Consider the following 22,011-nt stretch of genomic DNA (forward strand, 5'->3'; position numbering starts at 1 on the left):
CGCGCTCAGCGCCGGTCGTAGGGGTGGCCGCCGCCCGGCGGGTGGTAGGTCGGCGGTACGGTGGGCCAGGGCGGCGCAGCGGCCTGTTGACGGGCCGCGAGCTCGCGGGCCCGGCGACGGCGCATGGTGACGACGGCGGCGCCGGCGCCGAGGACGACGACGGCGGCGGTGCCGATGAGGATCGGAACGAGGAGGCTGTCCTCGTCGTCGGACTTGCCGGCGACTGCCGCCGGGGGCGCGGTACTTGCGGGTGGCGCAGTTGCCGCAGGCGGGCCGCTGGACGCGCCGGTGGTGGGCGGCGCACTCGGCTTGTCCCCACGCACGCCGACGAGCGGATTCACATCGGCCGGCCCAGGCGTGTCGGTGGCAGCAAGGGCCTTACGGGGACTCACGGCCCCGTAGCCAAAGGTGTCGGAAGGAACAGGCTCGGTAGGCCGATTGGCAGTATCGATCAGCCGCCGAATGACCTGATTGGCAGTCCAATCGGGATGCACCGACCACACAAGCGCCGCCACCCCAGAGGTAAGCGCGGTGGCGTCACTGGAACCGGTGCCCAGGCAGTAGCGGGTCTCGGTGACGCAGGCGCGAGGGATGTCGGCGCCCGGGGCCGCCAGCGCGACCCACGACCCGCGCACACTGTTGTTGGCGGGTTTTCCTTCACGATCCACTGCGCTAACGGCTAGAACGCCTGGGCGCGTCGCTGGGTAGACCGGCACGTTGTCACGACTGTCCGGTGTGTTTCCTGCGCCAGCGACGACTAGTTTTCCCTTGCTGAGCGCGTATGCTACAGCCTCCCCCTCAGCTGGAACATTGTTGCTTCCGGCCAACGAGATGCTGATGATTTTGGCATCGGAATCTGCGGCTAGGCGAATGCCCTCCGCCACCGAATTTGTGTCCTGCCTACCGGCCAAGCCATCGAGAGCTCTGAACGGCAGGATCTTGGCTCCGGGAGCCACGCCGTAAATTCCCTGCCCGCCACCAGCTCTGCCATGACCAGCAATGAGACTCGCCATACCGGTGCCGTGACCATTGGCATCCCCGGCTGTGCTCAAACTAGGCAGTACCTGCCCCACCAAATCCGGATGCGTAGCGTCAACGCCAGAGTCGATTACCGCAACAGTGATGCCGTTGCCGCGAGAAATCTTCCATGCCTCGTCGATTTTCCATGTATCCAAGTACCATTGCTGGGCGCGGAGGGAGTCGGCCCGGGCGGGTGGTGCAAAGGGTCCACTGCCGATCAGAATCACGAAGAGCGTGCTGAGCATGACGGACAGCCGATGGGCTTGCATAGGTCGTCCGCTCATACGATGTAGGTGTCCTTCCAAGGGTGGGAGGGGCGTGGTCTATTCGATGACAGGTGGGACCACACCCGGCCGACGGGGGCCATCCCAGACGTTGTCGTCGTCGTTGTCCACGCGAGGTGTGCGCCGACGGACCTGTTCCGAGCGAGCACCGCCTGTAAATGGGGTTCGTTCCCCGGGAGCCGCAGGGTTGCGCTGTGTGCCAGCGCTGCCGGTTCTGGTTGCATTTGGCTCCGCAGGAAGCGCTTGCAACCTCGGGGAGTTGCGACTGGACGCGGCACGAGAAACGTTACCGACGGATCCACCTTGCGAAGCGGCTAGACGGCGACCGGATCCGCCAGTTGGTCGACCTGCTGGGAAGGCCGGCGCACCTGCTGCTCCGGGCATGCCTGCCGTACGCCCTGTCGGCCCTGACGCGGATGTGCCGCTTACGGGATTCGATGCTGGGCCGCGAGCTTCGGGCCGAGCGCTGAAGGTACCTCGCCCACCCCCATTTCCGGGCGTAGTCCCACTTCCCGGGATCACCCCTGGAGCTCTGCTTCCACCATGCGGGGGCGCGCCTCCTGGTCCTCCGGCGTAGCTATTCCGTGGGGTAGCCCCCGGGCCTCCGGTGGTGCGGCTGCCTCCGGTGTGGGGCGTTGTGATCTGTCCCGAACCTGTGGAAGTGATCGGGCTAATCCCTGGGAGCCCACCGGGCGGATTGGCGCCGGTAGGCATGGAGCTGGGATTACTGCCGGAGCTTTGCGGAGTCCAGGGAACATCAGTCGCCGGCGATGCAGTGAGTGAAGTGCCACCTTGCAAACTTGTCGACTGCGGGGTGTAGGGAGTTGTTTCGCCAGGAGATCCGAAGCCTGGCGCCCTGCCGCCGCTCGGTTGTTCCGCGGGTGCCGAATAGATTCCGCTGCGCGAGCCGCTCGGTCCTGAACGAGTTTCTGACCCGCCGCCGCTATGTTCACCGGCAGTACCGCCGACTGAGCTCGTGTTGGCGACTCCTTCAATGGTTCTCTCTTGGTCGATTGGCCCGTATCCCGGAGGATTGGGGAACACCGGCGCTTGTAGGGCCTTCAGGTCGGACGCGGTGACGCGGTATGTCGAGGCCAATGTGCGCATTTGGGTTACTGCTTCGCGGTGGGCTGCGTCTACCTGTGCCTTGGCTTCCTCGTGGGCTTTGATTGGGTCGACGCCGCCGGGGGGTGGGTTTGTGGCGGCTGAGACGACCGCTACCGGGCCCTGGTTGGCTGTGGCCAGGACTGTCGGGGGCACCCGTGGCATGCGCATCTTGGCTACGAAGATTTGTTGGCCCACGTGGTTGACGTGGGTGCCGGCCGCCGAGACGTAGTCGCCGAGGCCGGTTGCGGCGGCCGTGACGCCGCCGGCCCACGTGCGGAAGCTTTCCGCTGCCGGGCCCTCCCAGGCGCCGCTGAGGGCCTGGATGCACTTGGTGAGGCCGTCGGTGGCGGTTTGGATGCGTTGGGCGGTTCCGTGCAGCTTGTCGGCGTAGACACCCAGTGCCGAGGGGTTCGCCCCGGCGATCATCGCCTGCAGTTGTTCGAGCGTGTATCCCTCGAAGTCGGTTCCGCCGCCGCCCGGTCCCCCGGTCGGCGCGCCGTCCGCGTGCACCATCAGATTCCCCCCACGACGCCGGATTCGTGTAGTCGTGTCATTCCAGACCCACCGTGCCGCCCGACTTGGTCGTCGATCCCGTCGTCACCGGCGTCTGTCCACCCTGGCCGATCCGCGCCATGATCTCGTTCAGCGCGCGGCGCGTGTCGTCGTCCACGTCGGCCGTGTTCGCGCCGGTCACCTTGATCGACAACTTCATCGCCGTGATCTGGTCGTGCAGCGTGGCGATCAGTGCGCGCAATCGGGTGGCGGTCTCCTGGATCACTCCCCCGATCATCGGGGCCTCCGCGAAGGACACGCCCAAGTCGGTCGCGCCGATCCCGTGTTCGGCCGCGTTCGCCCCCGGATCCTCGCCGATCAGATCGGCGAGCACTCCCTCCAACGCCCCCTGAAACTTCTCCAGCATCTCCAGGCTGATCTGAAAACCGGATCCCGCCATAGCCAACGTTTCCCCCGGGCTTGGTGACCTTCGGCCGCGACCCTCCCCGGCGGACGTCGGACACGCCTGCGCGTCGCGGCGCTGACCATTGATCCACGAATGGTCAGCGGACCGCAAGAGGAGGCTGACGTTCCGTTATAACTATTCGGATGGTGGGTTCGGCATACCGACGCGAAATGCCGTCAGTTGTCCGGCAGCCAGGCCGTCTGGATCAGCTGCACGCCTCGCCGCCTGGTGATCAACTGGCCACGCCCCGGCGGGAGTTGGGTCGGTTTGACGTTGGCCATCAGGGCGCCCTCGTCCCGGTTGCCGGACAGGATCAGGCCGGACGTGCCCAGGTCGAGGAGCTTTTGCAGCACGGGCTCGTACAGCGCGCGGCCCGCACCGCCGCTGCTGCGGGCGATGATCAGGTGCAGGCCGACGTCGCGGGCCAGCGGCAGGAACTCGGCGATGCTGCCCACCGGGTTGCCGCTGGAGGAGGCCACCAGGTCGTAGTCGTCGATCAGCAGGAACAGCTCCGGGCCGCTCCACCAGCTCCGGTTGCGCAGCTGTTCCTGCGTCACCTCCGGCCCCGGGAGCCGCCGTTCGATGCCGCCGCGGATCTCGGCCATGAACGAGGTCAGCGCCGGTGCCGCCGCCGCGTACTCCAGCAGGTGCGACTCCGGGACCACGTCCAAGAGCGTGCGCCGGTAATCGGACACGATGATCCGCGCCTCGGCCGGGGTGTACCGCTCGGCGATGCCCCGGGAGAGCAGCCGCAGGAAGTTGGTCTTGCCCGACTCGCTCTCGCCGAACAGCACGAAGTTCGTGTCGACGTTGAAGTCCAGGTACACCGGGCTGAGCGTCTGCTCGTCCACACCGATCGGGATCCCCCGGCCGGACACCTGCGCCGGCGTCGGCAACTGCTCGTACGGCAGCAACATCGGCAACACCCGCACCGGCGGCGCGGGCGGGCCCGCCCACGCCGCCTTGACCGCGCCGACCATCGCCGCCATGCCCTCGCCCAGGTCCTCCGCCGTCGACGAGCCGTCGATCCGGGGCAACGCGGCCAGGAAGTGCAGCTTGTCCGGGGACAGACCGCGACCGGGCGCGCCGGAGGGCACGTTCGCCGCGAGCCGCCGGTCGACCTCGGACTCCATCGTCTCGCCGAGCCGCAGTTCGAGCCGGGTCTGGATCTGGTCCTTCAGCGCGGGCCGGATCTCCGGATGCCGGGACGCGGAGAGCACCACGTGCACCCCGAAGCCCAGACCGCGCGTGGCGATGTCGGTGACCTCGGCCTCCAGCGCGTCGAAGTCGTTGCGCAGGGTCAACCAGCCGTCGACGAACAGGAAGACGTCACCCCACGCCTCGTCCGGCAGCGTGCCCGCGGCGCGGCGTCGGCGGAACGTGTCGATCGAGTCGATGTTGTTGACCCGGAACATCTCCTCGCGCCGGTCCAGGATGCCCTTGACCTCGCTGACGATCCGGCGCACCCGCTCGGCGTCGAGCCGGCCCGCCACCCCGCCCACGTGCGGCAGATCGCTCAGCGCGACCATCCCGCCGCCGCCGAAGTCCAGGACGTAGAACTGCACTTCGGCCGGCGTGTGGGTGAGCGCGAACGAGGTGATCATGGTGCGCATCAGCGTGCTCTTGCCGCTGCGCGGGCCGCCCACGACGAGGGCGTGGCCGGCCGCGCCGGACAGGTCCGCGTACATCACGTCGCGGCGCTGCTCGAACGGCTTGTCCACCAGGCCCAGCGGCACCACGAGGCGGCCGTTCGCCCCCCATTCGGGCGAGCTCAACCCGCGCTCCGCGGTGACGCGCAGCGGCGGCAACATCCGGTCCACCGAGTTGGACTCGGCCAGCGGCGGCAGCCACACCTGGTGCGCCGGCGGGCCCTGGTTGACCATCCGCCGCACGATCACGTCAAGCACGGTGTCCGCGAGCGCGCTGTCGACGTCCGGCTCGGGCTCGGGCTCCGGTGGCAGGTCCGGCTGTCGGTTCCACGTGTTCGCGGCCGTCCACCGGCTGTCGAACAGCACCGGCATCGGCGAGCCCGTGCGGTTGCGCCGGATCCGGTCCGAGGCGCGGTAGGTGCCGGACACGTACGCGGCCTTGAACTGCACCATCGACTCGGTGTCGAACTTGAGGTAACCCGCGCCGGGCACCGACGGCAGGTGGTACGCGTCGGGCACGCCGATCGCCGCGCGCGACTCGGCGGCGGAGAAGGTGCGCAACCCGATCCGGTAGGACAGATAGGTGTCCAACCCGCGCAGCCTGCCCTCCTCCAGCCGCTGCGACGCGAGCAGCAGGTGTACGCCGAGCGATCGGCCGATGCGGCCGATCTGGATGAACATGTCGATGAAGTCCGGCTTGGCGGTCAGCAGTTCGCTGAACTCGTCGATGATGATCACCAGCGAGGGCAGCGGCTCCAGGGCCGCGCCGGCCACCCGGGCCCGCTCGTAGTCGTGCATGTTGGCGTAGTTGCCCGCCGAACGCAGCAACTCCTGGCGTCGGTTCAGCTCACCGGTGATCGAGTCGCGCATGCGGTCGACCAGGGTCAGGTCGTCGGAGAGGTTGGTGATCACCGCCGCCACGTGCGGCATGTCCGACATCCCGGAGAAGGTCGCGCCACCCTTGAAGTCGGCGAGCACGAAGTTGAGGATCTCCGAGCTGTGCGTGGTCGCCAGGCCGAGCACCAGGGTGCGCAGCAGCTCCGACTTGCCGGAACCGGTCGCGCCGACGCACAGGCCGTGCGGACCCATGCCCTCCATCGCCGCTTCCTTGAGGTCCAGCATGATCGGCTCGCCGTTCTGGCCGATCCCGATCGGCACCCGCAGCCGGTCGTTCGGCGGCCTGGGCCGCCAGGTCTGCGATACGTCCACCTGGGCCGCGTCGCCGATGCCCATCAGGTCGGTGAAGTCCAGATTGGCCAGTAGCGGTTCGTCGTCGTCGTTCGCCGACAGCCGCAGCGGCGCGAGCTTGCGGGCCAGCGCCTCCGCGTCGCCCGCCGACAGGAAGTCGGGCACCCCCTCGTACGCGCCCGCCGTCGACTCCAGCGTCAGCCGGTCCTCCTCGGCGATGATCGCCAGCCCGCCGCGCAACTCGTCCAGCGGCCCGGGGACCACCTCGACGATGGTCACGCCCTGCAACCCGTCCGCGCCCGCCAGCAGCGAGTTGGCCGGCACCCCGCCGCCGTCGAGCACCACCACCAGATGCGGCTGGTCCGGCACCGGCTGCGCACCGGCCGCGAACCGCGAACGCCCGGCCAACTCCTCGGCCAGCCACTCCTCGATCTCGCCGAGGTCGCCGGCGATCATCCGCACCGAGCCCGCGCCGTCCGACTGGGACGGGTGCTGCACGTGCGGCAGCCACTTGAGCCAGTCCCAACGAGGCAGCGAGTTCGTGTCGCACGCGACCACGATGCGCACGTCGTCGGGGGAGTGCAGCACCGCGAGTTGGCCCAGCATCGACCGGGTCAGCCCGTACACCCGCTCCGGCTCGCCCGAGACGGTCAGGTGATAGAAGGAGCGCAGCGAGACCGCCATCGGCAGATCGTCCAGCGTCGCCTGGGTGCGCAGGAACCGCCGCATGGCGTCCGCGCACAGCGGCTCCAACTCCTCCAGCGGCGCGGTGTCCGGAGCCACCAGCGGGGTGGACAACTGCTGCTGACCCACCCCGACCCGGACCTGCCCGAAGTCGGGGTCGCCGGCCCGCCGTTCCCAGATCCGCCGCTCGCCCGCGGCCACCGACCACAACTGGCCCGGATCCGGATGCGTCCACAACTGCGCGTCGCGCTGCTTGCGGGCGGTCCGCCGGACCTCCTTGCGCTGCTGGGCGAGGTACTTGAGGTAGTCGCGCCGGGAGTCGAGCATCTGCACCCGGTTGCCGCCACGCGACTTGAGGATGTTCGCGACCACCATGACCAGCGACGAGATCATCATCATGCCGCCCATGACCATCATCATCTTGGGCGCGCCCGGCATGAAGAAGAAGCCCGCCGACCCGAGCATGCCCATCATCGGGAGCACGCTCATGATCCAGTTCTGATCGGTCGGGCGCTCCAACTCGGGTGGCGATTGGAGTCGGATCTCCTCCGTGGGGACAGGAGAGGGCAGCACCCTGGGCGGGCGCTTGACGATGACCACGGTCAAGGTGAATCAGCCTCATCCGTCGCGAGGATCCCGGACACGGATCGAACCCGCCGCAAAGCACGGAAAAGGAGCAGGTGATGTGAGTCAACCCACCCCGTCAGGGTCGTCTCCATGACACACGGTGGACCGGTGGTCCGTTCGTGTGTGCGCCGCATACTACTGGCCGGTCTTCCCGGCGCCACCGTCGCGTGAAGCGGTGACGTATAGAGTCGTCGTCCCGCCCCCTCGGGGTCGCGGGACACGGGGCGGCTACAAGCAGGGGGATCTGCACAGGTGAACTCCACGACCACGACGGTCACCACCGGGTTCGCCCGGATCACCGTCATCGCACCGGACTGTCGCGTAGACCTCGCGCTGCCGGAGGAGGTCCCGCTCGCGGAGCTGTACCCGGAGATCCTGCGGCTGTCGGGGCAGACCCAGCGCAACGGCGCGGTGACCGGCTTTCAGCTCACCAGGCTCGACGGCGAGGCGTTGGACAGCGGACTCACGCTGGCCGCGCAAAACGTGCGCGACGGCGAACTGCTGCGCTTCACGGCGCTCGCGGACGCGCCGCCCCCGCCGGTGTACGACGACGTCGCCGACTCGGTGGCCACCTCCGTCACCGGCGACAACCGGCTGTGGACGCCGGAGATGTTGCGCATCGCCGGTCTGTCCGGCGCGGCCGTCTTCTTCACCCTCGGCGCCGTCGTGCTCTGGCGCATGACCCCCCTGCCGCACGGCCTGCCCGCCATCGTCGGCGGCTCGCTGGCCCTGGTGCTGACCGTGGTCGCGGGCGTGCGCGCCCGGGTGTACGGGGACCACTCCGGCGGCGCCGTGCTCGGCCTCGGCGCGCTGCCGAACGCGTTCCTGGCGGGCCTGGGCCTGATCGAGCCGCCGGTCCGCGAGGGCCCGGGCCGGGTCCAGTTCCTGGTCGCCTGCGTCGCCGTGCTCGTCGTCTCCACCCTGATCGCCGCCCTGCTGCCCGCCCGCGGCGCCGTCTACATCGCGGGCGCCGGCGCCGGCGCCCTGGGCACGCTCGCCACCTTCGGCCTGATCACCGTCGACGGCGCCCCCCGCGAGGCCGCCGCGGTCACCGGCACCGTCGCCCTCGCCATGATCGCCTTCCTGCCCTCCTGGGCGGCCCGCCTGGCCCGGCTGCCGATCGGCTTCCTGCCCTCCGACGCGCCGACCTCCCGCCAGAGCGACACCCTCGACCACGCCGACGTCGCCGCCCGCGCCCGTCGCGGCCACGAGGTGCTCAGCGGCCTGGCCGGCGCCTGCGCCGCCGCGCTCGTCGCCTCCTGCGTCGTGCTCGGCAGCGTCGACACCCTGTGGGCCCGGGCCCTGACCGCCGTACTCGCCCTGGTCACCCTGTGCCGGGCCCGCCTGTTCCGGCACACCACCCAGGTCACCGTCCTGTACACGGCCGGCCTGCTCGCCCTGGCGATGTTGTTCGTCGGCCTGGCCCTGGACACCGGCATGGCGGACAAGGAGCGCCAGGGTTGGATCTTCGCGCTGGTCTGCGTGGTCGGCGCGCTGCTCGCGATCGTGGCGACCACCGTGCCCTCGCGCGGCCTGTCCCCCTTCTGGGGGCGGCTGATGGACGTGCTCGAAGGCATGCTGATGGTGTCGGTCGTACCGCTGTGCCTGGCGGTGCTGGATCTGTACGACAAGCTGCGGAACATCACGGCCTGATGCGCTCCTGCTAGGGTTGTCCGTATCCCGGAGCCGCGTGCCCGGGATGCGTGCTGCCCACGGGCCGCGCGCCCGCACCATGTGAGCCCAGTCGCCGCCGTGAGTAAGACCGGTGGCGCTCACCACCTTGCAGAGGGAGAACACGTGTCGCTCGACACCGCAACGAAGAAGCAGATCATGGCCGACTACGCCACCAAGGAAGGCGACACCGGCTCCCCCGAGGTGCAGGTCGCGATCCTGAGCTACCGGATCAACGAGCTCACCGCGCACCTCAAGGAGCACAAGCACGACCACCACAGCCGCCGGGGCCTGCTGCTCCTGGTCGGCCAGCGTCGTCGCCTGCTCGGCTACCTGGCCAAGAAGGACATCGAGCGCTACCGCACGCTGACCGACCGCCTGAGCATCCGCCGCAGCGGCGTCGGCATCCGCTAGCAACACACGACGGGGGAGCGGCTTGCACAAGCCGCTCCTTCGCCGTATCCGGACGCCGTCTTTGTAGGCTGTGTTCCGCACGCGGGCATCCGCGGTGAGATAGAACAAGACAATCGACGTCGGTCGTGCCTCGCGCACGCCCGACGACGAGGACGAACGACAAACACTGGGAGCGCCGCGTCGCGACCAAGGCGCCGACCTCCAGCGCCGGTCCTCGGTAGTGGCCCCCGGGTAACGCACCCGGGTGCTTCGATCGAAGACCGGCACGGTCGGCCCTCAGGCGTCATGCGCCGCGGACCTCCCTCGAAACGAACGAGGAGGGCACCCGTGGAGGGTCCCGACATCAGCTTCGCCGAAGCAGTCATCGAGAACGGCACCTTCGGCAACCGCACCATCCGCTTCGAGACGGGCCGCCTCGCCAAGCAGGCCGCCGGCTCCGCCGTGGTCTACCTGGACGACGACACCATGGTGCTCTCGGCCACCACCGCCTCGAAGCGTCCCAAGGACCAGCTCGACTTCTTCCCCCTGACGGTGGACGTCGAGGAGCGCATGTACGCCGCGGGCAAGATCCCCGGCTCCTTCTTCCGCCGCGAGGGCCGCCCGTCCGAGGACGCCGTGCTCACCTGTCGGCTGATCGACCGTCCGCTGCGCCCGTCCTTCAAGAAGGGCCTGCGCAACGAGATCCAGATCGTCGAGACGATCATGGCGCTCAACCCGGACCACCTGTACGACGTGGTCGCGATCAACGCGGCCTCGATGTCCACCCAGCTCGCGGGCCTGCCGTTCTCCGGCCCGATCGGCGGCGTCCGGGTGGCGCTGATCGACGGCACCTGGGTCGGCTTCCCGACGCACACCGAGCTCGAGCGCGCCGTGTTCGACATGGTCGTCGCGGGCCGTGTGCTCGACGACGGCGACGTGGCGATCATGATGGTCGAGGCCGAGGCCACGACCGGCACGATCGAGCTGGTCAAGGGCGGCGCCGAGGCGCCGACCGAGGAGGTCGTCGCCGACGGCCTCGAGGCCGCCAAGAAGTTCATCAAGGCGCTGTGCGCCGCGCAGGTCGAGGTGGCCGACAAGGCCGCCAAGGAGACCGGCGAGTTCCCGGTCTACCTGGACTACCAGGACGACGTCTTCGAGGCGCTGGCCGCCGCGGTGACCGACGAGCTGTCGGCCGCGCTGACCATCGCCGGCAAGCAGGCCCGCGAGAGCGAGCTCGACCGGGTCAAGGACCTGGCCGCGGAGAAGCTGCTCCCGGCGTTCGAGGGTCGCGAGAAGGAGATCGGCGGCGCGTTCCGCGCGCTGACCAAGAAGCTCGTCCGGCAGCGCGTGCTGCGCGACAAGGTGCGCATCGACGGTCGCGGGTTGACCGACATCCGCACCCTGTCGGCCGAGGTCGAGGTCATCCCGCGCGTGCACGGCTCGGCCCTGTTCGAGCGCGGCGAGACCCAGATCCTGGGCATCACCACGCTGAACATGCTGCGCATGGAGCAGATGCTCGACACGCTCTCGCCCGAGACGCGCAAGCGCTACATGCACAACTACAACTTCCCGCCGTACTCGGTCGGCGAGACCGGCCGCGTGGGCTCGCCCAAGCGCCGCGAGATCGGCCACGGTGCGCTCGCCGAGCGCGCCCTGCTGCCGGTGCTGCCCGCGCGCGAGGACTTCCCGTACGCGATCCGCCAGGTGTCCGAGGCGCTCGGCTCCAACGGCTCGACCTCGATGGGCTCGGTCTGCGCGTCCACGATGTCGCTGCTCAACGCCGGTGTGCCGCTCCGGGCGCCGGTCGCGGGCATCGCGATGGGCCTGATCTCGGACGAGGTCGACGGCAAGACCGAGTACGTGTGCCTGACCGACATCCTCGGTGCCGAGGACGCGTACGGCGACATGGACTTCAAGGTCGCCGGCACCAAGGAGTTCGTCACCGCGCTCCAGCTCGACACCAAGCTGGACGGCATTCCCGCGTCGGTGCTGGCCGCGGCGCTCAAGCAGGCCAAGGACGCCCGTCTGCACATCCTCGACGTGATGATGGAGGCGATCGACACTCCGGACGAGATGTCGAAGTTCGCGCCGCGCATCATCACCGTCAAGATCCCGGTGGACAAGATCGGCGAGGTCATCGGCCCGAAGGGCAAGATGATCAACCAGATCCAGGACGACACCGGTGCCGAGATCACCATCGAGGACGATGGCACGATCTACATCGGTGCCTCGGACGGCACCTCGGCCGAGGCCGCGCGGGCGACGATCAACGCGATCGCCAACCCGACGATGCCCGAGGTCGGGGAGCGTTACCTGGGTACGGTTGTCAAGACCACCACGTTCGGCGCGTTCGTGTCGCTCATGCCCGGCAAGGACGGCCTGCTGCACATCTCGCAGCTGCGCAAGATCGCCGGTGGCAAGCGCGTCGAGAACGTCGACGACGTGATCAAGGTCGGCGACAAGGTGCAGGTCGAGATCGCCGAGATCGACCAGCGCGGCAAGCTGTCGCTCGTCCCGGTCATCGAGGGCGAAGGCGACGCCGCCGAGGACACCGAGGACGCTGCCGCCAAGTGACGTCCTCCTCGTCGAAGAACCAGGCCGCTGCGTCCGCGCAGCGGCCTGGTTCCACGAAGACCCTGCTGCGTGACGCGGACGGTGTGGGTGCCGTCCGCCGCACGGTCCTGCCCGGCGGCCTGCGGGTGATCACCGAGAACATGCCGTCCGTGCGCTCCGCGACCTTCGGCATCTGGGTCGGGGTGGGCTCGCGCGACGAGACCCCCGCCCTGGCCGGCACCTCGCACTACCTCGAACACCTGCTGTTCAAGGGCACCGCGAAGCGCGACGCGCTGGAGATCTCCGCGGAACTGGACGCCGTCGGTGGTGAGATGAACGCGTTCACCACCAAGGAGTACACGTGCTACTACGCACGCGTGCTCGACACCGACCTCCCGCTCGCCATCGACGTGATCTGCGACATGGTGACCGGCTCGCTGATCGACTCCGAGGACGTGGACGCCGAACGCGGCGTGATCCTCGAGGAGATCGCGATGAACGAGGACGAGCCCGGCGACCTGGTGCACGAACTCTTCTACGACGCGATGCTCGGCGACGCCCCGCTCGGGCGGCCCGTATTGGGCACCGTCGAGTCGATCAACGCGCTCACCCGGACCCAGATCAACGGTTACTACCGGCGCCGGTACAAGGCGCCGAACATGGTGGTGACCGCGGCCGGCAACGTCGACCACGCCAAGGTGGTCCGGCTGGTCAAGAAGGCGTTCGCGCAGGTCAAGGTGGACGAGGGCGCGGTGGCCGCGGCGCCGCGCGTCGGCGGTCGCGGGACCCGCGCGGCCGGCAGCGTCCGGGTGCTCAACCGGCCGACCGAGCAGGCCCACCTGGTCCTGGGGATGCCCGGCCTGGCCCGCGACGACGACCGGCGGTTCGCGCTCAGCGTGCTCAACACGGCGCTGGGCGGCGGGATGAGCTCGCGCCTGTTCCAGGAGATCCGGGAAAAGCGCGGGCTGGCCTACTCGGTTTACTCGTTCCACTCCGGCTACGCCGACCTGGGCGTGTTCGGGATCTATGCCGGCTGCCAGCCCAAGAAGGCCCGCCAGGTGATCGAGATCTGCCGGACCGAGCTGGAGCGGGTGGTGCACGACGGGCTGCCCCGGGACGAGATCGATCGGGCGATCGGCCAGCTGCGTGGCTCGACCGTGCTCGGCCTGGAGGACACCGGGTCGCGGATGAGCCGGATCGGCAAGAGCGAACTCGTCTACGGCGAGCACCTGTCCGTCGACGAGGTGCTGGCCCGGATCGCCGCGGTGACCGCCGACGAGATCCACGACGTGGCGAAGGTCCTGTTCGCCGCGCGGCCGACGCTGGCCGTGGTCGGACCGTTCGCCGACGACGCGGACTTCGTCGCCGCGTCGGCCTGAACGACGGCGAAACCGTGCCGGCCGGGTCGCGAGCGGGTCGGCGGGCACGGAAGTTGGTGCGCTGCGATCGGCCGCGGTGCCGATCGGGGCGAAGAACTGTGCTGACGGGAGAGTGCGCGACATCATGACTGCGATCCGGGTGGGTGTGATCGGTGCGGCCGGCCGCATGGGCACCGAGGTGTGCCGTGCCGTCGAGGCGGCGGACGACCTCGAACTGGTGGCGCGTGTCGACGAGGGAGACGACCTCGCCGACCTCGCGAAGGCGGGTGCGCAGGTCGCCGTGGACTTCACCCACCCGGGTGTGGTCATGGGCAACCTGGAGTACTGCGCGGGTGCCGGGATCCACGCCGTCGTCGGCACCAGCGGCTTCACCCCCGACCGCCTGGCGCAGTTGCGCGAGTGGCTGGCGAAGAGCCCGGAAACCGGCGTTTTGATCGCGCCGAACTTCGGCATCGGCGCGGTGCTGATGATGCGGTTCGCGGCCCAGGCGGCGCGCTTTTACGAGTCGGTCGAGATCGTCGAACTGCACCACCCGAACAAGGTCGACGCGCCCAGCGGCACCGCCCGCCGGACCGCCGAGCTGATCGCCGAGGCGCGGGAGGGCGCCGGTCTCGGGGAGATGCCCGACGCGACGGTGGACGACCCGGACGGCGCGCGCGGCGGCAAGGTCGACGGCGTGCCGGTGCATGCGGTCCGGCTGCGCGGCCTGGTCGCCCACCAGGAGGTGCTGCTCGGCGACGACGGCGAGATGTTGACCATCCGGCACGACTCGTTCCAGCGCACGTCCTTCATGCCGGGTGTGCTGCTCGGGGTGCGTCGTGTGGTCTCCACGCCCGGCCTGACCGTGGGCCTGGAACACTTCCTCGATCTGGGCTGAGCATCGTGAGGCAACGTGTCACCGCGCTCGTGCTGATCGCGGTTCTGGTCTTCTACGTGTTTCTCGTCGGCAGTCGCGGCATGATCGCGATTCGCGACGGGCGGCCGGTCACCGTCGTGCTCGGGCTGGCGATCCTGCTCGTGCCGGTGGTGGGTGCCTGGTACATCTGGCGCGAGGTGCGCTTCGGCTTCGCGATGCAGCGGCTGGCCCGCGAGTTGGCGGCCGAGGGCGGGCTGCCGGCCGACGAGTTGGCCCGCACCCCCGGCGGGCGGGTCGATCGGGACAGCGCCGACGAGGTGTTCGAGCGGCGCAAGGCCGAGGTGGAGGCCGCGCCGGACGACTGGCGGGGCTGGTATCGGCTGGCCGTGGCCTACGGCGACGCGCGCGACAACGCGCGCGGGCGCCGGGCGATGCTGACCGCGATCCGCCTGCACGCGGGCCGGGCGCCGGCCACGCGTTAGCTAGGGTCTGGCGCCGGCCGGGTGGTCGAGTGTCGCGGGGCCGGGCGGGTGGGGCGTGGCCGGCTGCGCGGCGGTCGGGTCCAGGGCGGTGAGCAGCCGGGCCGATACGGGCGCGGCCAGGATGCCCGCCACCGCGTCCACCAGGTCCTCCACGAACGCCGCGGGCGGCAGCACGTCGTGCGCCTGCCCCTCGTGGACGCGCTGCTCGCGATCGGCCGTCGCGTGTACGGCCAGGCTGCCGCCCAGGCGCAGCCGGTTGCGTCGCACCGCGCTCGGCAGGTGGCCCAGGGCCAGATCGATCAGGTGGGCGAACTCCGGCGAGCTGCCTTCCAGGCCCATCGCCGGCAGCGCATAGGCGGAGGCGCCCGGGTGCTGGTGCACCCGGGCCAGAAAGCGCAGGTAGAAGCTGCCCCCGACGTCGATCTGTTCGGCCAGCGGGCGCACCATGGCCTCTGCCAGGGCCCGGGGGTCCCGGTCGAGGCCGGCCCGGACCAGTGCGCGGACCAGGTCCTCGCGGCGCCCGTTGACCGCCGCGAGCCGGAAGCCGAAGATCGCCCGGATCAATTCCTCTTTGCTGCCGAAGTGGTACTGCGCGGCGGAATTGTTGCGCTGACTCGCCGCGACACTGATCCGGCGCAGCGAGACCGCGTCGATTCCGTGTACGGCGAACAGCCGCTCGGCGGTGAGCAGAAGGCGCTCGCGGGTCGGAGTTCGGCTCACGGCGCCCACGTTAAGTCGGCTGACTTACCCACTTCAATGGCACGTCGGTGTGGTCTTCACCGTGTTCGTCGGCCGTTTCGCCCGCCGATTTCCCGCTCGCATCACGGGATTGCCGTCGGGCGGAAACGGATCGACCCCGGAGTAGGGCGACGAACGTGGTCGGATTTTGCTCAGGGCATCGGGGAGACCGCCGTGTGCAGTCGCACCTGGCGGATCACCGCGCCGCCGGGTTCGTCCACCCACAGTTCGCGGGTGGCGCCGTCCGCGGCCCAGCCCGCGCCGGTCAGGAAGTCGTACAGCGGCTTGTCGTTCTCCAGGACCCAGGTCACCAGTGTGTCCACGCCGTCGGACACCGCGTCCGCGACGACCGCGGTGAGCAACCGGGAGGCGTGCCCCTCGCGCTGTCGGGCCGGGTCGATCACCAGGATCGCCAACTCGCCCGCCCGGGCCGGGTCGAGGTCCTCGTCCGAGCCGGGGACGAGGGCCGCGAAGCCGGCCGCGGTGGAGCCCGCGCAGGCCACGAGCACGCGGTGGCGCGGTGAGGGTGGCGCGACCGCGGCGTCCTCCCACTCGGCGGCCAACGCCTCGGGTGTGGCCGCCGCCAAGGCCGCGGCGGGCAGCACGCCGGTGTAGGCGTCGTGCCAGGCCCGGGCGTGCGCGGCGCCCAGGGCGGGGCCGTCTCCGGCGTGGGCCGGCCGTACGTAGCAATCGCTCATGTGGTGCCCCCATCGTCGAGTTCGGCCGATTCTCGCGCGCCCGACGGTTTCCTGTCCGCCGCTCGCCGAACGCACACACCCGTGGGCGACACGCGCCGCCGGCGTTCCCGCCCCCGCGCGCGTCGTGCGACGCTGTCGGCCAAGGATTGGTGGGCGCGGCAGCGGAGGATGGTCATGGGGGTCCGGGTCCGACGAATCGCCCCGGTGTGCGCGGTGGTCGCGGTGCTCGCGACCGGCTGCATGGTGGGTCCGACGATCGACGACGAGAAGCCGAAGCCGGCCGCGGCCGGCCCCACCGGCAATCCGCCGGATCTGCCCGACAAGAATCCGACCGACGGCTCGACCCCGGCGGCCCCGCCGCCCTCGGGCGCGCCGCCGCCGTCCGGCGGGACCGGACAGAAGAAGCAGACGCACACCTACTCGAACGGGCTGACCGTCACCGCCCTGGCGCCGGCGGTGACCCGGACGGCGGCCGTGCCCGGCGAGCGGCGGGAGACGGTCGACGTGGCGATTCCGATCCGCTACGGCAACCGCACCGGATCGAACCTGGTCGCCGAACTGTTCCAGGTGACCCTGTACGCGGGGCCGGACGCGCTGCCGTGCGCCCTCGCCAAGGTCGGCTTGGCGCGCAGCGGCCCGGGTGAGGTCGCGGTGAACGCCGACACGGTGATCACCTACAACTTCGCGGTGCCGAGGGAGCTGGTCGGGAAGCTGGAGGTCCAGGTGCAGCCGTACATGGGCCGACTGGACCGGGTGACCTTCACGACATCCGCGGCGCTGCCGGCGGGTGCGCCGACGCGGCCCGCCGAGGGGCCGTCGACCCAGCCGAGCACGGTGGTGGTGCCGCGCTCCACGCCGACGGGCACGGGGACGAGCGCGGCTCCGAGCGGCGGTTAGGCTTATCCGCCGCCGCACCCCCCTTCATCGACGCACGGCTGCGTGCGTTCGTCCGACGAGGAGCCACCCCGCGTGACCGAAACACCCCAGGAGCAGCCCGCCGACGTGCGATTCCGGGACGACGTGACCGTCGAACTGATCAAGCACAGCGCCTCGGACCAGGACGTGCTCTGGGCCGCCCGGGTCTCCACGGCGGGGGAGAAGTCCCTCGACGAGTTGGACAAGGACGCCTCGCGCTCCAGGGGATTGATCAACTACCTGATGCGCGACAAGCACGGCAGCCCGTTCGAGCACAACTCGATGACCTTCTTCGTCAGCGCCCCGATCTTCGTCTTCCGCGAATTCCACCGCCACCGCGTCGGATGGTCTTACAACGAGGAAAGCGGGCGTTATCGGGAGCTATTGCCGGTGTTCTATGTACCTGCGACGGAGCGGCGGCTGGTGCAGCGGGGCAAGCCGGGGGCGTACGAGTTCGTCGACGGCACGGCCGAGCAGCACGCGGTGGTCGACGAGGCGACGCGGGCGGGCTACGAGGCGGCGTACGCGGCCTACCGGCGCATGCTGGAGGCGGGTGTCGCGCGGGAGGTGGCGCGAACCACGTTGCCGGTCGGGCTGTACTCGTCGATGTACGCGACCTGCAACGCGCGCTCCCTGATGCACTTCCTGGGACTGCGCACCAAGCATGACGACGCGACCTTCCCATCGTTCCCGCAGCGCGAGATCGAGATGGTCGCGGAGCGGATGGAGGCGGCCTGGGCGGAGTTGATGCCGCTGACGTACGCGGCGTTCAACGCCAACGGTCGGGTCGCGCCGTAGGAGGCGAGGGCGGGGCAGGGGCCGGCTGAGCCGTCCGAGTGGTCAAATCGGCACATAGGGTGACATTGGAAATTTTTCGCCAGAATCCCTAAGGTTTCGCCCCTTGTGGTCGATACTGAAAGAGATCAGGCGCTGCTCGAACCCCCGAGCGGGCAGCGCCTGGTCCCTTGTTTTGTGCGGCCCGGTCCCCGGTTTTGTTCGGGTGTCGTTCGGGCCGATGGGGCGGGCTCCCGGGCGGTGGAGGTCTCATAGGGCGGGTGCTACCCGCAGGTCAGGTGCGGGCCCGGTACGGTTTGGGCCATGGCTCCGACGTCTACCTCCCAGACCCCCTTCGGCCGGGTCCTCACCGCGATGGTGACCCCCTTCACGGCCGACGGTGCGCTCGACCTCCCCGGCGCCCAGCGCCTGGCCGCCCATCTTGTCGATGCCGGCAACGACGGACTCGTCGTCAACGGCACCACCGGCGAGTCGCCCACCACGAGCGACGCGGAGAAAGAGCAGCTGGTCCGGGCGGTTCTGGAGGCCGTGGGCGATCGCGCGTTCGTGGTCGCCGGTGTGGGTACCAACGACACTCGGCACACGGTCGAGCTGGCCCGGCAGGCGGAGGCCGCCGGTGCGCACGGTCTGCTCGCGGTCACCCCGTACTACAGCAAGCCCCCGCAGGAGGGCCTGTACCGGCACTTCACCACGGTCGCCGACGCGACCGGGCTGCCGGTGATGCTCTACGACATCCCCGGTCGCAGCGCCGTGCCGGTCGAGACCGAGACCCTGGTCCGGCTCGCGGAGCACCCCCGGATCGTGGCGAACAAGGACGCCAAGGGCGACCTCGCCTCGGCGAGTTGGGTGATGGCGCGCACCGACATGGTGTACTACAGCGGTGAGGACATGCTGAACCTGCCGCTCCTGTCCATCGGCGCGGTCGGTGTGGTGAGCGTGGTCGGACACCTCGTTTCGGCGGAGCTCCGCGCGATGATCGACGCCTTCACGGCCGGCGACGTCGCCAAGGCGCGCGAGATCCACCAGCGTCTTCTTCCGGTGTACACCGGCATTTTTCGTACCCAGGGCGTGATCCTCACCAAGGCCGCACTGGGATTGCAGGGCCTGCCCGCCGGGCCGCTGCGGCTGCCGCTGATCGATGCCGACGAGGCACAGATCGCGCAGCTGAGGCAGGATCTTTCGGCGGGTGGGGTAGAGCTGTAAACAGGAATATCTGTAAGTAGTGCCCCGGGCGGGTACCACACCCGCTCGGGCCGAACACGAGCTTTTGCGCGTTCCCGTCCGGCCGAGTATCGATCGGCCGGACGGCGGCACGTGGCGAGGAGAGAACTTGAGCCATCCCCACCCCGAATTCGGCCCGCCGCCGGTGCTGCCGAAGGGCGGCCTTCGGGTCACCCCGCTGGGCGGCCTCGGCGAGATCGGCCGAAACATGACCGTCTTCGAGTTCGACGGCCGGCTGCTGATCGTCGACTGCGGGGTGCTGTTCCCCGAGGAGGAGCAGCCCGGAGTCGACCTCATCCTGCCGGACTTCAGCTCGATCCGGGATCGCCTCGACGACATCGAGGCGGTCATCCTGACCCACGGGCACGAGGACCACATCGGTGCGGTCCCGTACCTGCTGCGGGAGAAGGCCGACATCCCGCTGATCGGGTCGAAGCTGACCCTCGCGTTCATCGAGGCGAAGCTCACCGAGCACCGCATCCGGCCGTACACCCTCGAGGTCAAGGAAGGCGACATCGAGCGGCTGGGGCCGTTCGAGTGCGAGTTCATCTCGGTGAACCACTCGATCCCGGACGCGCTCGCACTGGCGATCCGCACCGAGGCCGGCACCGTCGTGCACACCGGCGACTTCAAGATGGACCAGTTGCCGCTGGACAACCGGCTCACCGACCTGCCGGCGTTCGCCCGGCTGGGCACCGAGGGCATCGATCTGCTGCTCGTGGACTCCACGAACGCCGAGGTCCCGGGCTTCATCCCGGCCGAGCGGGACATCGCGGGCGTGCTGGACCGGGTCTTCGCCGACGCCGACCAGCGGATCATCGTGGCCAGCTTCGCGAGCCACGTGCACCGCATCCAGCAGGTGCTCGACACCGCGTACGCCTACGAGCGCAAGGTCGCCTTCGTCGGCCGCTCGATGGTGCGCAACATGAAGATCGCCGGGGAACTCGGCTATCTGAAGATCCCCGCAGGCCTGGTCGTGGACGTCAAGACGCTCGACGACCTGCCGCCGGACGAGGTGGTCCTCGTCTGTACCGGCTCGCAGGGCGAGCCGATGGCGGCGCTGTCGCGGATGGCCAACCGTTCGCACCAGCAGATCCGGATCGTCGAGGGCGACACCGTGGTGCTCGCGTCCTCGCTGATCCCGGGCAACGAGACCTCGGTCTACCGGGTGATCAACGGGCTGACCCGGTGGGGCGCCAAGGTCGTGCACAAGGGCAACGCCAAGGTGCACGTCTCCGGCCACGCCTCGGCCGGTGAACTGCTGTACTTCTTCAACCTCACGCGCCCGCGCAACCTGATGCCCGTGCACGGCGAATGGCGCCATCTGCGCGCCGCCGCCGATCTGGGCGTCAAGACCGGGGTGCGCAAGGACCGGGTGGTCCTCGCCGAGGACGGGCTGACCGTCGACCTGGTCGACGGTGTCGCCAAGATCACCGGGAAGGTGCAGGCCGGATACGTCTACGTGGACGGTTTGTCCGTGGGCGACGTGACCGAGTCCTCGCTCAAGGATCGTCGGATCCTGGGCGAGGAGGGCTTCGTGTCCGTGTTTCTCGCCGTGGACTCCAGCTCGGGCAAGGTGGTCGGCGGGCCGACCATCACGGCGCGGGGATCGGGCATCGACGACGCCCGGTTCGACGCGGTGATCCCGAAGATCGAGGAGATGCTGCAGAAGGCGGCCGCCGACGGGGTGGCGGAGCCGTATCAGTTGCAGCAGCAGGTGCGGCGGATCGTGGGCAAGTGGGTGTCGGACACCTATCGGCGCCGGCCGATGATTCTGCCGGTTGTGGTGGAGGTCTGAGACCTCCTCGATCGTTTTGCGCGGGGCCCGCTACGAAATCTTCGTAGCGGGCCCTGTGTGGTTTGGGGGCGGAGGGTGGGCGTGGGCGTGGTTCGGGGGAGTCGGCGGTTGTGGTCGGGGGCGGTGGCGGGTTGTCGACCGGATGTGCGAGGCGGTGGGTGTGGGGGTGGCTGCGTTTGGCGGGTCTTGGCGGGGCCTTGGTGGGCCTTGGCGGGCTTGTCGTGGTGCGGGGGAGGGTGATGGTGGCGTGAAGCTGGGGTGGCTGGGGAGTTTGTGGCCTTTTTTGTGGTGTGAAGGTCGGGTTCTCGTACTTATGGGTGGCTCGACTGCCGGCTCCTAACGTCGGTCGTGTTCGGAGGGCAGCCGCTCTCCGGGCGCTGGACAGGTCGACACGGTCGACAGGATCGGCAGTCAGGAGCACACATGTATGCGGTACAGCGGAATCGGCGTTGCGGCGGCCCACGACGGGGCGCTCCGCCGCCCGCGCCGTGGGGCGCGCCGATCTCGGTGCCCGGGCGGCGGCCGGTCGCCCGGTTCGGGCGCTCGCGGCGTGGGCGGGTCGCGGCGCTCGCGCTGAGCTCGTGTGCGGCGCTGGGTCTGGGCGCGGGGATGACGGGCCCCGTCTCGCCGGCGGCGGCCGCCCCGCGCTGCGACCACGTGGCGAAGGACAACCGGCCGGAGCTGCGTGAGGGGGATCGGGACGACGCGGTCGCCCAGGTGCAGTGCCTGATCGACACGAGGTCCGGAGCCCCCGGCGACTTGCCTGAGACCGGGGTGTTCGACGCGGCCACCGCGGACGGGGTCCGGTGGGTGCAGAAGTGCAACGGCCTCGATCCGTCGGGGGTCACGAACGAGGCCACCTGGAAGGTGCTCTATCGCGCGAAGAAGGGATGCGGGCGGCAGGCGGAGCACACCGGCACCGAGTAGCGGGTGCGGGCCGGGCGGGAGGCGGAAGGGGCGTCGGCGGGTCGGCCGGGGTCGGGTCGTGGGGGCGG

General features: G+C 69.8%; 16 protein-coding genes. 11 read left to right on the forward strand and 5 right to left on the reverse strand.

The window, feature by feature from the left end; all coding sequences use genetic code 11:
- Positions 1–5 precede the first annotated feature (5 nt).
- From ACWGR4_RS32725 to eccCa, 3 genes are all read right to left on the reverse strand, one after another.
- Positions 6–1,265 (reverse strand): S8 family serine peptidase, encoded by a 1,260-nt coding sequence (locus tag ACWGR4_RS32725; protein ID WP_452129358.1) that lies wholly within the window; start codon positions 1,263–1,265, stop codon positions 6–8.
- Positions 1,266–2,961: 1,696 nt separating this feature from the next.
- Positions 2,962–3,363 carry a hypothetical protein gene (locus ACWGR4_RS32730; protein WP_380003100.1) on the reverse strand — a complete coding sequence of 134 codons (402 nt, stop codon included), beginning with the start codon at positions 3,361–3,363 and terminating at the stop codon, positions 2,962–2,964.
- 182 nt (positions 3,364–3,545) lie between these two features.
- Positions 3,546–7,496 carry a type VII secretion protein EccCa gene (gene eccCa / locus ACWGR4_RS32735; protein ID WP_380003101.1) on the reverse strand — a complete coding sequence of 1,317 codons (3,951 nt, stop codon included), beginning with the start codon at positions 7,494–7,496 and terminating at the stop codon, positions 3,546–3,548.
- A 273-nt stretch (positions 7,497–7,769) separates the two neighbouring features.
- Between eccCa and eccD the strand changes: the two genes are divergently transcribed.
- The 6 genes from eccD to ACWGR4_RS32765 all read left to right on the forward strand — a co-directional run bounded on the left by eccD (position 7,770) and on the right by ACWGR4_RS32765 (position 14,851).
- Positions 7,770–9,170 carry a type VII secretion integral membrane protein EccD gene (gene eccD / locus ACWGR4_RS32740; protein WP_380003102.1) on the forward strand — a complete coding sequence of 467 codons (1,401 nt, stop codon included), beginning with the start codon at positions 7,770–7,772 and terminating at the stop codon, positions 9,168–9,170.
- 144 nt (positions 9,171–9,314) lie between these two features.
- Positions 9,315–9,602, forward strand: coding sequence for a 30S ribosomal protein S15 (gene rpsO / locus ACWGR4_RS32745; RefSeq protein ID WP_020553079.1), 288 nt, complete (start codon positions 9,315–9,317; stop codon positions 9,600–9,602).
- A gap of 327 nt (positions 9,603–9,929) precedes the next feature.
- Positions 9,930–12,155, forward strand: coding sequence for a polyribonucleotide nucleotidyltransferase (locus ACWGR4_RS32750; RefSeq protein WP_380003103.1), 2,226 nt, complete (start codon positions 9,930–9,932; stop codon positions 12,153–12,155).
- Positions 12,152–13,513 (forward strand): M16 family metallopeptidase, encoded by a 1,362-nt coding sequence (locus tag ACWGR4_RS32755; RefSeq protein WP_452129357.1) that lies wholly within the window; start codon positions 12,152–12,154, stop codon positions 13,511–13,513. The genes ACWGR4_RS32750 and ACWGR4_RS32755 overlap by 4 nt, the downstream gene beginning before the upstream one ends.
- A 124-nt stretch (positions 13,514–13,637) precedes the next feature.
- Positions 13,638–14,390 (forward strand): 4-hydroxy-tetrahydrodipicolinate reductase, encoded by a 753-nt coding sequence (dapB, locus tag ACWGR4_RS32760; RefSeq protein ID WP_380003105.1) that lies wholly within the window; start codon positions 13,638–13,640, stop codon positions 14,388–14,390.
- Positions 14,391–14,395: 5 nt separating this feature from the next.
- A complete protein-coding gene (locus ACWGR4_RS32765) occupies positions 14,396–14,851 on the forward strand; it encodes a hypothetical protein (protein WP_380003106.1) in 456 nt (151 codons plus the stop codon).
- On the opposite strand, the gene ACWGR4_RS32770 is transcribed toward ACWGR4_RS32765, so the two are convergent.
- Positions 14,852–15,571, reverse strand: coding sequence for a TetR/AcrR family transcriptional regulator (locus tag ACWGR4_RS32770; RefSeq protein ID WP_380003107.1), 720 nt, complete (start codon positions 15,569–15,571; stop codon positions 14,852–14,854).
- Between the two features lie 170 nt (positions 15,572–15,741).
- On the reverse strand, positions 15,742–16,287 hold the full coding sequence (locus ACWGR4_RS32775) for an N-acetyltransferase family protein (protein ID WP_452129356.1): 546 nt from the start codon (positions 16,285–16,287) through the stop codon (positions 15,742–15,744).
- A gap of 174 nt (positions 16,288–16,461) precedes the next feature.
- Between ACWGR4_RS32775 and ACWGR4_RS32780 the strand changes: the two genes are divergently transcribed.
- The 5 genes from ACWGR4_RS32780 to ACWGR4_RS32800 all read left to right on the forward strand — a co-directional run bounded on the left by ACWGR4_RS32780 (position 16,462) and on the right by ACWGR4_RS32800 (position 21,943).
- Positions 16,462–17,184 (forward strand): hypothetical protein, encoded by a 723-nt coding sequence (locus ACWGR4_RS32780; protein WP_452129355.1) that lies wholly within the window; start codon positions 16,462–16,464, stop codon positions 17,182–17,184.
- Between the two features lie 72 nt (positions 17,185–17,256).
- A complete protein-coding gene (gene thyX, locus ACWGR4_RS32785) occupies positions 17,257–18,000 on the forward strand; it encodes an FAD-dependent thymidylate synthase (protein WP_452129354.1) in 744 nt (247 codons plus the stop codon).
- A 300-nt stretch (positions 18,001–18,300) separates the two neighbouring features.
- The gene (gene dapA / locus ACWGR4_RS32790) at positions 18,301–19,200 is read left to right on the forward strand and encodes a 4-hydroxy-tetrahydrodipicolinate synthase (protein WP_452129353.1); all 900 of its coding nucleotides are present in this window, start codon (positions 18,301–18,303) and stop codon (positions 19,198–19,200) included.
- A gap of 127 nt (positions 19,201–19,327) precedes the next feature.
- The gene (locus ACWGR4_RS32795) at positions 19,328–21,016 is read left to right on the forward strand and encodes a ribonuclease J (protein ID WP_126638412.1); all 1,689 of its coding nucleotides are present in this window, start codon (positions 19,328–19,330) and stop codon (positions 21,014–21,016) included.
- Between the two features lie 423 nt (positions 21,017–21,439).
- Positions 21,440–21,943 carry a peptidoglycan-binding domain-containing protein gene (locus tag ACWGR4_RS32800; protein WP_452129352.1) on the forward strand — a complete coding sequence of 168 codons (504 nt, stop codon included), beginning with the start codon at positions 21,440–21,442 and terminating at the stop codon, positions 21,941–21,943.
- Positions 21,944–22,011: the final 68 nt, after the last annotated feature.

Source organism: Embleya sp. NPDC055664 (genome assembly GCF_053618075.1).

Excerpts from the sequence above, each read along its gene's own strand:
- ACWGR4_RS32725 (WP_452129358.1), bottom strand. The coding sequence starts at position 1,265 with ATGCTCAGCACGCTCTTCGTGATTCTGATCGGCAGTGGACCCTTTGCA.
- ACWGR4_RS32730 (WP_380003100.1), bottom strand. The coding sequence starts at position 3,363 with ATGGCGGGATCCGGTTTTCAGATCAGCCTGGAGATGCTGGAGAAGTTT.
- dapB (WP_380003105.1), top strand. The coding sequence starts at position 13,638 with ATGACTGCGATCCGGGTGGGTGTGATCGGTGCGGCCGGCCGCATGGGC.
- ACWGR4_RS32775 (WP_452129356.1), bottom strand. The coding sequence starts at position 16,287 with ATGAGCGATTGCTACGTACGGCCGGCCCACGCCGGAGACGGCCCCGCC.
- ACWGR4_RS32780 (WP_452129355.1), top strand. The coding sequence starts at position 16,462 with ATGGGGGTCCGGGTCCGACGAATCGCCCCGGTGTGCGCGGTGGTCGCG.
- dapA (WP_452129353.1), top strand. The coding sequence starts at position 18,301 with ATGGCTCCGACGTCTACCTCCCAGACCCCCTTCGGCCGGGTCCTCACC.
- ACWGR4_RS32800 (WP_452129352.1), top strand. The coding sequence starts at position 21,440 with ATGTATGCGGTACAGCGGAATCGGCGTTGCGGCGGCCCACGACGGGGC.